Genomic DNA, 11,698 nt, shown 5'->3' on the forward strand with positions numbered 1-11,698 from the left:
CGTTAAACCTGGACTATCTTTTCATAAATCTGTCATAAAACTGACGCATAATGGCACTGTATTGATGGCAAACGATTTAATTATAAACAGGGCAAATCATGGCGAGACGTATTCTGGTCGTAGAAGATGAAGCTCCAATTCGTGAAATGGTCTGCTTCGTGCTCGAGCAAAACGGTTTTCAACCCGTAGAAGCCGAAGACTATGACAGTGCTGTGAACCAACTCAATGAACCCTGGCCGGATCTCGTCTTACTTGACTGGATGCTTCCCGGCGGCTCGGGTCTACAGTTTATTAAACATCTCAAGCGCGAAGCGATGACGCGGGACATCCCCGTGATGATGCTGACGGCGAGAGGTGAAGAGGAAGACCGCGTCCGGGGTCTGGAAACCGGTGCGGATGACTATATAACCAAGCCGTTTTCTCCTAAGGAGCTGGTGGCGCGTATTAAAGCGGTTCTGCGTCGTATTTCACCGATGGCGGTGGAAGAGGTTATTGAGATGCAGGGGCTAAGCCTTGATCCTACCTCGCATCGCGTAATGACCGGCGAGGACCCGCTGGATATGGGGCCGACCGAATTCAAACTGTTGCACTTCTTTATGACTCACCCCGAGCGCGTCTACAGCCGTGAGCAACTCCTCAATCATGTCTGGGGAACCAATGTGTACGTGGAAGACCGAACAGTGGATGTGCATATCCGCCGTTTACGTAAGGCGCTGGAGCATAGCGGACACGATCGTATGGTGCAGACGGTTCGCGGGACGGGATATCGTTTTTCAACCCGCTTCTGAATGACAAGAAACAGGGCCTGAAGGATTAGGCCGTATATGGAGTAAGACGTTTGCTAGAACGATTGTCATGGAAAAGGTTGGTACTGGAGCTGATCCTGTGCTGCATACCGGCATTTATCCTTAGCGCTTTTTTCGGTTACCTGCCCTGGTTCTTACTGGCGTCGGTAACGGGCCTGCTTATCTGGCATTTTTGGAATTTATTGCGCTTGTCCTGGTGGTTATGGGTCGACAGAAGTATGACGCCGCCACCGGGGCGAGGCAGTTGGGAGCCGCTGTTATATGGGCTGCATCAAATGCAGCTTCGCAACAAAAAGCGCCGCCGTGAACTGGGTAACCTGATTAAACGTTTTCGCAGCGGGGCGGAATCGCTACCCGACGCGGTGGTACTGACCACCGAGGAAGGCGGTATCTTCTGGTGTAACGGACTGGCTCAGCAGGTTCTGGGACTGCGCTGGCCGGACGATAGCGGGCAAAATATTCTTAACCTGCTGCGCTACCCGGAATTCACACAATATTTGAAAACGCGTGACTTTAGCCGGCCTATCAATCTGGTGCTCAATACCGGACGACATCTGGAAATACGCGTGATGCCCTACACCGATAAGCAACTGCTGATGGTGGCGCGCGACGTCACCCAGATGCACCAACTTGAAGGTTCACGACGTAACTTTTTTGCCAACGCCAGCCATGAGCTGCGTACGCCGCTGACGGTGTTACAGGGTTACCTGGAAATGATGCAGGAGCATCCGCTGGAAGGGACTACGCGTGAAAAAGCGCTGCATACCATGCGCGAACAAACGTACCGCATGGAAGGGCTGGTGAAACAGCTGCTGACGCTATCAAAAATTGAGGCTGCGCCGACGCTGCAACTGAATGAGAAAGTCGATGTACCCATGATGCTGCGCGTGGTCGAGCATGAAGCGCAGACGCTGAGCCAGCATAAACATACGTTTACCTTTGATGTTGATAACAGCCTGAACGTGCGGGGTAACGAGGAGCAGTTGCGTAGCGCTATCTCAAATCTCGTCTACAACGCGGTGAACCATACGCCCGCGGGAACGCACATTACCGTACGCTGGCAGCATGTGGCGTCGGGGGCAGAGTTTTGTGTGGAAGATGACGGTCCGGGCATTGCCGCCGAGCATATTCCACGTTTGACCGAACGTTTTTATCGTGTGGACAAGGCGCGATCGCGGCAAACGGGCGGGAGTGGGCTGGGGCTGGCCATCGTCAAGCATGCGTTGCATCATCACGACAGCCGCTTGAATATCGAAAGCGAACCCAGCCAAGGAACGCGATTTAGTTTCGTGATCCCGGAACGTTTAATTGCCAAAAGTAACGGTTAAGACGTATTCGTAAGATAATCTTTCCAAAAGCCAGCACAAGCTGGCTTTTTCTATATGGTCAATATATTCATCCTGAATTTTACGACGTTTGATTGTTTTTTGTTCGAACTATTGCCCATACCTTTTTCCATGAAATGGTGTTTTGTGCTAATCTCATTTTTCATATCGCTATATTGTTCTGGTTTTTGGATCCCACCTTGCTTTAAAACGTTATAAGCGTTTAAATTGCGCACCAGGTGCTGTCATACCGACTGCATTTACGCGGTAAATCGAAAAACTATTCTTCGCCGCGCCAGCTCGGGAGAGTTTCCCGCTGGAATTGAGCAAAAATGCCGCTGTATTGTCCCCCAGGGAAAGGCAAAAATTTACTATTTTCAACACCACATCCACAGGCAGTAAGACTTTATGACCCATCAGTTAAAATCGCGCGATATTATCGCTTTGGGATTTATGACATTTGCACTGTTCGTTGGTGCAGGTAACATCATCTTCCCCCCAATGGTTGGTTTGCAGGCAGGTGAACACGTCTGGACTGCGGCTTTTGGCTTTTTGATTACCGCCGTTGGTCTGCCGGTGCTTACCGTGGTCGCGCTGGCGAAAGTCGGTGGCGGTGTGGACAGCCTGAGTACCCCTATCGGAAAGGTTGCTGGGTTGCTGCTGGCTACCGTTTGCTATCTGGCGGTTGGTCCATTGTTCGCGACTCCGCGCACCGCAACGGTCTCTTTCGAAGTCGGGATTGCGCCGCTGACCGGTGACTCTGCGTTGCCGCTGTTCATCTACAGCGTGGTCTATTTTGCGATTGTTATTCTGGTGTCGCTGTATCCAGGCAAACTGCTGGATACCGTCGGCAACTTCCTGGCTCCGCTGAAAATCCTCGCGCTGGTAGTACTGTCTGTCGCCGCAATCGTCTGGCCAGCAGGCCCGATCAGCAATGCGATGGAAGCCTATCAAACTGCGGCGTTTTCGAATGGCTTCGTGAACGGGTATCTGACTATGGATACGCTGGGCGCGATGGTATTTGGTATTGTTATTGTTAACGCTGCTCGCTCGCGTGGCGTTACTGAAGCACGTTTGCTGACCCGTTACACCGTTTGGGCGGGGTTGATGGCGGGTGTGGGCTTAACGTTGCTGTATCTTGCGTTGTTCCGTCTGGGTTCAGATAGCGCGATTCTGGTCGATCAGTCTGCTAACGGCGCGGCAATTTTGCATGCGTATGTTCAGCACACCTTTGGTGGCGCGGGAAGCTTCCTGCTGGCGGCGCTGATTTTCATCGCCTGTCTGGTCACCGCGGTTGGCCTGACCTGTGCGTGCGCAGAGTTCTTTGCCCAGTACGTTCCACTGTCTTATCGTACGCTGGTATTCATCCTCGGCGGCTTCTCGATGGTGGTCTCTAACCTGGGTCTGAGCCATCTGATTCAGATCTCTATTCCGGTGCTGACGGCTATCTATCCGCCATGTATCGCACTGGTTGTATTAAGCTTTACCCGCTCATGGTGGCATAATTCTTCCCGCGTCATTGCACCTGCGATGTTTATCAGCCTGATTTTTGGTATCCTTGATGGCATTAAAGCTTCTGCAATTGGCGACGTGTTACCGGCCTGGACCCAGCGTTTACCGCTGGCGGAGCAGGGGCTGGCGTGGTTGATGCCAACAGTCGTGATGGTGGTCCTGGCAGTTATTTGGGATCGCGCAGCGGGTCGACAAGTGACCTCCAGCGCACACTAATATCACTGACAATAAGTTTTAACCACGGGGCTATTAACATGGCCCCGTGGTTTTTTTATTGTGTTAACAGGTTAGGAATCGATGGAAAGTAATAACAAGCTAAAGCGTGGGCTGAGCACCCGGCACATCCGCTTTATGGCATTAGGTTCAGCAATTGGTACCGGGCTGTTTTACGGCTCGGCCGATGCCATCAAAATGGCGGGGCCAAGCGTATTGCTGGCCTATATTATCGGCGGCGTAGCGGCGTATATTATTATGCGTGCGCTGGGTGAAATGTCCGTTCATAACCCGGCTGCCAGCTCCTTCTCGCGCTACGCGCAGGAGAACCTCGGACCGCTGGCAGGCTACATCACCGGCTGGACCTACTGTTTTGAAATCCTGATTGTCGCTATTGCCGACGTGACTGCCTTTGGTATTTACATGGGCGTCTGGTTCCCTGCCGTTCCACACTGGATTTGGGTCCTCAGCGTGGTGTTGATTATCTGCGCCATCAACCTGATGAGCGTGAAGGTGTTTGGCGAGCTGGAGTTCTGGTTCTCGTTCTTTAAAGTCGCCACCATTATCATCATGATTGTCGCCGGTTTCGGCATCATCATTTGGGGGATTGGCAACGGCGGGCAACCGACCGGTATCCATAACCTGTGGAGCAACGGCGGCTTCTTCAGCAACGGCTGGCTCGGCATGGTGATGTCGCTGCAAATGGTGATGTTCGCCTACGGCGGGATTGAGATTATCGGGATTACCGCAGGTGAGGCCAAAGATCCGGAAAAATCTATTCCGCGCGCTATCAACTCCGTACCGATGCGTATCCTCGTGTTTTACGTGGGGACGCTGTTCGTCATCATGTCTATTTACCCGTGGAACCAGGTCGGCACCGACGGTAGTCCGTTCGTTCTGACGTTCCAGCATATGGGCATTACCTTTGCCGCCGGGATCCTCAACTTTGTCGTTCTGACCGCATCGCTGTCGGCAATCAACTCTGACGTCTTCGGCGTGGGTCGTATGTTGCATGGTATGGCAGAGCAGGGCAGCGCCCCGAAAATGTTCGCCAAGACGTCGCGTCGTGGCGTGCCGTGGGTCACGGTGATGGTGATGACCATCGCGCTGCTGTTTGCGGTATATCTTAACTACATCATGCCAGAAAACGTCTTCCTGGTGATCGCCTCTCTGGCGACCTTCGCCACGGTATGGGTGTGGATTATGATCCTGCTGTCACAGATTGCTTTCCGCCGTCGTCTACCGCCGGAAGAGGTCAAAGCGCTGAAATTTAAAGTACCTGGTGGGGTTGTTACGACCGTTATTGGCCTGATTTTCCTGGTCTTTATTATTGCACTTATCGGCTATCATCCGGATACCCGCATTTCGCTGTACGTCGGTTTTGCGTGGATTATCCTGCTGCTGGCGGGCTGGGTTTTCAAGCGCCGCCGCGAGCGCCAACTGGCTGAAGCGCAGTAAAATTTTTGCCGGGTAGCCTGACGTTACCCGGCAATTTTCTCCTCCCCCATACTCCTCCCCCAATAAACGTTAAGATGATGAGTGATCCTGCACTTCGCTATGGCAAGGTGACGTCATTATCATCAAAGGGGATACGTGATGTTGAACGCCTGGCACCTTCCGGTTGCCCCATTTGTTAAGCAAAACAAAGATCAACTGACGATTACATTATGGCTGGCGGGGGAAAATCCACCCCAGCGAGTGACGCTACGCGCTGAAAACGATAACGAAGAGATTTCGCTGACTATGCACAAGCAGCGCAGCCAGCCGCAGCCGGGCGTGACCGCGTGGCGAGCGGCGATTGATCTCTCCAGCGGGCAGCCTCGTCGGCGCTATAGCTTTAAATTACTTTGGCTCGATCGTCAGCTGTGGTTTACCCCGCAGGGTTTCAGCCGTTTTCCGACTGCGCGTCTGGAGCAGTTTGCGGTTGATGTGCCGGATAGCGGTCCGCAGTGGGTCGCAGACCAGATCTTTTACCAAATTTTCCCGGACCGTTTTGCCCGCAGCCAGTCGCGTGAAGCGGCGCAGGATAACGTCTATTACCACCACGCGGCCGGGCACGACATCGTGCGGCGCGAGTGGGATGAGCCGCTTACGGCTCAGGCCGGGGGCTCCACGTTCTATGGCGGCGATTTGGATGGCATCAGTGAAAAGCTGCCGTACCTGAAAACGTTAGGGGTCACGGCGCTGTATCTGAATCCGGTGTTTACCGCGCCGAGCGTACATAAATACGATACCGAAGATTACCGCCATGTTGATCCGCAGTTTGGCGGCGACAGGGCGCTGCTGCGCCTGCGTCACAACACCCAACGGCAGGGCATACGGCTGATTCTTGACGGTGTCTTTAACCATAGCGGCGATTCGCACGCCTGGTTTGACCGGCATAATCGGGGAACGGACGGGGCGTGCCATAATCCGCACTCACCCTGGCGCGACTGGTATCATTTCTCAGATGACGGCGTAGCGCTCGACTGGCTGGGGTATTCCAGCCTGCCCAAGCTGGATTTTTCCTCGGCAAGCCTGGTGAATGAAATTTATCGCGGCGAAGACAGTATCGTTCGCCACTGGTTGAAAGCGCCGTGGAGTATGGACGGTTGGCGTTTGGATGTGGTGCACATGCTGGGAGAGGCCGGTGGCGCGCGCAACAATCTGCAGCACGTGGCCGGTATTACGCAGGCGGCGAAAGAAACCCAGCCAGAGGCGTATGTAGTGGGCGAACATTTTGGCGATGCGCGCCAGTGGTTGCAGGCCGACGCGGAAGATGCCGCCATGAACTATCGCGGCTTTACTTTCCCCCTCTGGGGATTCCTCGCCAATACCGATATTTCATACGACCCGCAATCCATTGACGCCCAGACCTGTATGGCGTGGATGGATAACTATCGCGCGGGTTTGTCGCATCAGCAGCAGTTGCGGATGTTCAATCAGCTCGACAGCCACGATACCGCTCGCTTTAAATCTCTGCTCGGTAAAGACGTGGCACGGTTACCGCTGGCGGTGGTATGGCTGTTTACCTGGCCTGGTGTGCCCTGTATTTACTACGGTGACGAAGTGGGGCTGGATGGGAACAACGATCCGTTTTGTCGCAGACCGTTCCCGTGGCAGCCTGAAAAACAGGACGCTAACCTGCTGGCGTTGTATCCGCGGATGGCAAAATTACGCCACCAGAACCAGGCGCTACGCCACGGTGGTTGTCAGGTGATTTACGCCGAAGATAACGTGGTGGTGTTTGTCCGCGTGCTAAACCGCCAACGCGTGTTGGTGGCGATCAACCGTGGTCACGCCTGTGAAGTGGTCCTGCCAGCCTCGCCATTACTGAGCGTCAGTCAATGGCAGCACAAAGAGGGCAAAGGCGTACTAGCCGACGACATCCTGACCCTGCCGGCGATTTCCGCCTCGGTGTGGATGGGTCATTGATACAAGCGTGCAATCTCCCGGCTTGCCAGCAGCGTGTCTCGCCACCAGCGCTGCGCCAGCCCATCACGGTTATTGCGCCAGGCCATATAGGCCACGTCTTTTTGGCGAAATGAGATAACCGTTTTTTCCACCAACTCGCCCGTGGCAAGCCACGGGCTGGCAATATGGCGGGGGAGAAATCCGCAGCCCATACCGGCACGAAGGAGCATCACTTTACTGTGGAAGTCATCGACGCGGATCTGCGCTTGTTCTTCCATCAGATTGGTTTGTAACGGATGACAAAAGCGCGCACTGTCGCTAATAACAATCGCCCGATGCAGGCACAACTGCTCGTTGGTCAGACCATCCGGTGCTGCGGCCAGCGGATGCTCAGGCGCCACGACAAAGACATTGTCCAGCGTGCCGAGCATTTTGTAGGACCAGGCCGCTGACGTTGGCGGTTCATTAATCGCCCCCAGAATAATATCTGCTCCATTATGGGTCAGCTCCTCCCAGGAGCCTGCCAGCGTATGGTGGGTAAAACTCAGGCGAGTTTGCTTATTCAGCGCGTGAAACTCATCGATAATGGGCAACAGCGAGGCGAAAGGAAAGGAGTCGTCCAGCGCAATCGCCAGCTCTTTTTCCCAGCCTGAACTCAGCTGCACCGCCTGCTTTTCGAGATCTTTTGCGGCACTCAGCAATAAACGTCCCTTTTCCAGCATCATCTGTCCGGTGTCGGTAAATTTTGCCCGGTGTCCGGAACGGTCAAGCAACTCGATATTCAAATCGCTTTCCAGCTTTTGAATCATATAGCTGAGTGCCGCAGGCGTTTTAAACAGCGATTCGGCCGCTGCGGCAAATGAACCCTGTTTATCGAGTGCGTCGAGAATGAGCAAAACATCCAGATTGATGCGCATAAGCAGAAAATACCCTGAAAATTAAACCCCTCTGTTGTACCGAATGAAGAAAAACAATGCCAGTGAATAAATTAGATGAGTTATGCGCATTTTTTTGATGTTGTATAGGATATATCGCAATACAAAATTAATAGTTTCACAGGATGGTAAGTTTTCTTTAATAACTCGTTAGAAATTTCCCGCTATACTCAACAAGCTTTCTGATTCAGGATCCTGCTGCTGACGGCAGATACAGACCGTTGCCTTTTAACTTATTGATTAAGAAGGTGTGATATGTCTATTCGGGAACTGATTGACCCTCAAAACTCTACGCTTATTTTTATTGATCATCAGCCGCAAATGTCATTTGGTGTAGCGAATATTGATCGCCAGACTTTAAAAAATAATACCGTGGCATTAGCGAAAGCCGGGAAAATATTCAATGTTCCGGTAATTTATACTTCTGTAGAAACGAAAAGTTTTAGCGGATATATCTGGCCAGAATTGTTAGCGGTTCATCCTGATGTGAAACCGATTGAACGCACCTCAATGAACTCCTGGGAAGATGCGGCGTTTGTGAAGGCCGTGGAAGCGACCGGGCGTAAAAAACTGATTATCTCTGCGCTGTGGACCGAAGTGTGCCTGACTTTCCCAGCGCTGATGGCGCTGGAAGCGGGTTACGAAGTATATGTGGTGACCGATACCTCCGGCGGCACGTCCGTGGATGCCCATGAGCGTTCTATCGATCGCATGGTTCAGGCGGGCGCCGTACCCGTGACCTGGCAACAGGTTCTTCTCGAGTATCAGCGCGACTGGTCCCGCAAAGAAACTTACGACGCCGTCATGGATCTGGTGCGCGAGCACAGCGGAGCTTACGGTATGGGCGTGGATTATGCCTATACCATGGTGCATGGCGCGCCGGAACGAAAAGCCTAAATACACGTTATCCTTCAAGTTGCATCTTTGTTGGCTTCGCTAGCGTACCCCGGTCACTTACTTATGTAAGTAACCGGGGATCCACAACCTTGCCGCCTCGATGCACCATGAATGATTTTGTGTATTGCTTTCCTGGCCTAAGCGGCCTGTTTCCTCTCAACAAGGAACCCTTCATGGCGCAGAGCAAACATGTGACGTTGGTGATTACTCACACCTTGCAGCCTGAGCAGGCGCAGCGGTATGAGCAGTGGCTGGGGAAAATCATGCCGGTGGCGGCCGAGTTTCCCGGTCATCTTGGGGCGAACGTGATTCGCCCGGTAGATGGCGAGAATCTGTGGAACATTATTATCCGCTTCGACACGCTGGAGCATCTGTATAACTGGACCCAATCCGATACGCGCCGTGTGCTTGTCGAAGAGATTGCCCCACTGCTGGCGGAAGGTGACAAAACCGAAATTCGCACCGAAGCGGCATTCTGGTTTACTCCGCCCGCACCCCATGTACGCCAGCCCAGACGCTGGAAACAGTTTCTGATAACCCTGCTGGTGATTTTTCCCAGCACCAATCTGGTGCCGTGGTTGACCGGCATTGTACTGCCTGAAATGAAGGGCTCGTTACTCCTGCATCTCATCAATGATGCTTGTGTGGTTGCGCTGGTTGTCTGGTTCTGGATGCCCATCGTAACCCGTCTGTTTGCCGGATGGCTGAAAAAAGCCTGACCGGTTTTTCAGGAGATTGTTATGTCGCAAACTGCCACACTGATTTTGACTCACGGAAAAATTCATACTCTCGACAAACAAAGCCCACAGGTCGAGGCGGTAGCGATCGCCAACGGGAAGATCCTGGCGACCGGTAACCACGATCGGATCATGAGCTTTGCCGCCGAAGGGACGCAGATTGTCGATCTGCAAGGACATACGGTGATCCCCGGCCTGAATGATTCACACCTGCACCTGATTCGCGGCGGTCTGAATTACAATCTGGAATTGCGTTGGGAAGGCGTGCCATCGCTGGCGGACGCGCTACGTATGCTCAAAGAGCAGGCGGACAGAACGCCGTCGCCGCAATGGGTGCGCGTGGTGGGGGGCTGGAGCGAATTCCAGTTTGCCGAACGACGCATGCCTACTCTCGAAGAACTGAACGAAGCCGCCCCGGATACCCCGGTTTTTGTTCTGCATCTCTACGACCGGGCTTTGCTCAACCGCGCCGCGCTGAAAGCCGTCGGCTACACCAAAGCGACACCGGATCCGGCGGGCGGTGAGATTGTGCGTGACAGCAACGGCAACCCGACCGGAATGCTGATCGCCAAGCCCAACGCCATGATCCTTTATTCGACGCTGGCAAAAGGGCCAAAACTGCCGCTGGAAATGCAGGTTAACTCGACCCGTCAGTTTATGCGCGAGCTGAACCGTCTGGGGCTGACCAGCGCCATCGATGCGGGCGGCGGCTTCCAGAACTACCCGGAAGATTACGAGATAATTGAGCAGCTACACGCCAACAAACAGATGACGGTGCGTATCGCCTACAATCTGTTCACCCAGCGTCCGAAGCAGGAACTGGAAGACTTTGAACGCTGGACCGATATGCTCAAGCCAGGGCAGGGAACCGACTTCTATCGTGCCAACGGGGCAGGGGAAATGCTGGTTTTCTCGGCTGCGGATTTTGAAGACTTTCTTCAGCCGCGCCCGGACCTGCCGGAAGGTATGGAAGATGAACTGGAACGCGTGGTACGACACCTGGTCGAGCACCGCTGGCCGTTCCGTCTGCATGCCACCTATGATGAATCCATCAGCCGCATGTTGGATGTGTTCGAGAAGGTGAATCGCGATATCCCATTCAATGGCCTGCACTGGTTCTTCGATCACGCCGAAACGATTACCGAACGCAATATCGAGCGCGTAAAAGCACTGGGGGGCGGGATAGCGGTTCAGCACCGTATGGCGTTCCAGGGCGAATATTTTGTCGATCGCTATGGTAAAGATGCGGTCAAACATACGCCGCCGGTGGCGAAAATGCTGGCGGCTGACGTTCCGGTAGGGCTGGGGACTGACGCCACCCGCGTAGCCAGCTATAACCCGTGGACCGCGCTCTACTGGCTGGTTTCGGGTCGTACCGTTGGTGGTATGGCGATGTACGATGATAACAATCGCCTGCCGCGCGATGTGGCGCTGGAACTGTGGACGGCCGGTAGCGCCTGGTTCTCCAGCGAACAGGGTAAGAAGGGGCGCATCGAGAAAGATCAACTGGCCGACCTGGTGGTGCTGTCTAAAGATTACTTCAGCGTGCCAGAAGAAGAGATCAAAGGCATCGAGTCGGTGATGACCATTGTCGATGGTAAAGTCGTGTACGCAGCCGGGCATTTCACTCCGCTGGCACCGCCAGCTATTCCGGTTGTGCCGGACTGGTCGCCGGTAGTGAAGGTGCCGGGGCACTATCGCTCAGCGCCGCCTGCTGCGGCGAAAATTGGCGCAATGGTACAGATGCACCAGTGCTGCGGCAGCTGCGGCGTACACGGTCATCAGCATGATATCGCGCGTAAGTCGGGGATTGCGGTGTCTGATGACCGGGCTTTCTGGGGCGCGCTGGGCTGTTCCTGCTTCGCATTTTAATCCCTTCT

At 53.8% G+C, this 11,698-nt stretch carries 9 protein-coding genes; 8 read left to right on the plus strand and 1 reads right to left on the minus strand.

Annotated elements, in window-relative coordinates:
* The first annotated feature begins 98 nt into the window (after window positions 1–98).
* The 5 genes from phoB (at window position 99) to malZ (ending at window position 7,270) form a co-directional block, all read left to right on the plus strand.
* Window positions 99–788 (plus strand): phosphate response regulator transcription factor PhoB, encoded by a 690-nt coding sequence (phoB, locus tag E1B03_RS06655; RefSeq protein WP_003021496.1) that lies wholly within the window; start codon window positions 99–101, stop codon window positions 786–788.
* Window positions 789–838: 50 nt separating this feature from the next.
* On the plus strand, window positions 839–2,134 hold the full coding sequence (gene phoR / locus E1B03_RS06660) for a phosphate regulon sensor histidine kinase PhoR (protein WP_133085895.1): 1,296 nt from the start codon (window positions 839–841) through the stop codon (window positions 2,132–2,134).
* Between the two features lie 405 nt (window positions 2,135–2,539).
* A complete protein-coding gene (gene brnQ, locus E1B03_RS06670; RefSeq protein WP_103771089.1) occupies window positions 2,540–3,859 on the plus strand; it encodes a branched-chain amino acid transporter carrier protein BrnQ in 1,320 nt (439 codons plus the stop codon).
* 81 nt (window positions 3,860–3,940) lie between these two features.
* Window positions 3,941–5,314 (plus strand): proline-specific permease ProY, encoded by a 1,374-nt coding sequence (gene proY / locus E1B03_RS06675; RefSeq protein ID WP_016152018.1) that lies wholly within the window; start codon window positions 3,941–3,943, stop codon window positions 5,312–5,314.
* A gap of 138 nt (window positions 5,315–5,452) precedes the next feature.
* Complete coding sequence (gene malZ, locus E1B03_RS06680; protein WP_133085896.1) at window positions 5,453–7,270, plus strand: maltodextrin glucosidase; 1,818 nt, start codon at window positions 5,453–5,455, stop codon at window positions 7,268–7,270.
* Here the strand turns inward: malZ and E1B03_RS06685 are convergent.
* The gene (locus tag E1B03_RS06685; protein WP_103771091.1) at window positions 7,264–8,166 is read right to left on the minus strand and encodes a LysR family transcriptional regulator; all 903 of its coding nucleotides are present in this window, start codon (window positions 8,164–8,166) and stop codon (window positions 7,264–7,266) included. The genes malZ and E1B03_RS06685 overlap by 7 nt on opposite strands.
* Before the next feature lie 273 nt (window positions 8,167–8,439).
* On the opposite strand from E1B03_RS06685, the gene E1B03_RS06690 reads away from it, so the two are divergent.
* The 3 genes from E1B03_RS06690 (at window position 8,440) to E1B03_RS06700 (ending at window position 11,690) form a co-directional block, all read left to right on the plus strand.
* Window positions 8,440–9,081, plus strand: coding sequence for a hydrolase (locus E1B03_RS06690; protein WP_003021513.1), 642 nt, complete (start codon window positions 8,440–8,442; stop codon window positions 9,079–9,081).
* A 173-nt stretch (window positions 9,082–9,254) separates the two neighbouring features.
* Window positions 9,255–9,800, plus strand: coding sequence for an antibiotic biosynthesis monooxygenase (locus E1B03_RS06695; RefSeq protein WP_103771092.1), 546 nt, complete (start codon window positions 9,255–9,257; stop codon window positions 9,798–9,800).
* A gap of 21 nt (window positions 9,801–9,821) precedes the next feature.
* Entirely contained in the window at window positions 9,822–11,690 is a 1,869-nt protein-coding gene (locus tag E1B03_RS06700; RefSeq protein WP_103771093.1) for an amidohydrolase, read from the plus strand.
* Window positions 11,691–11,698 lie beyond the last annotated feature (8 nt).

Source organism: Citrobacter arsenatis (assembly GCF_004353845.1).
GTDB classification, from domain to species: Bacteria; Pseudomonadota; Gammaproteobacteria; order Enterobacterales; family Enterobacteriaceae; genus Citrobacter; species Citrobacter arsenatis.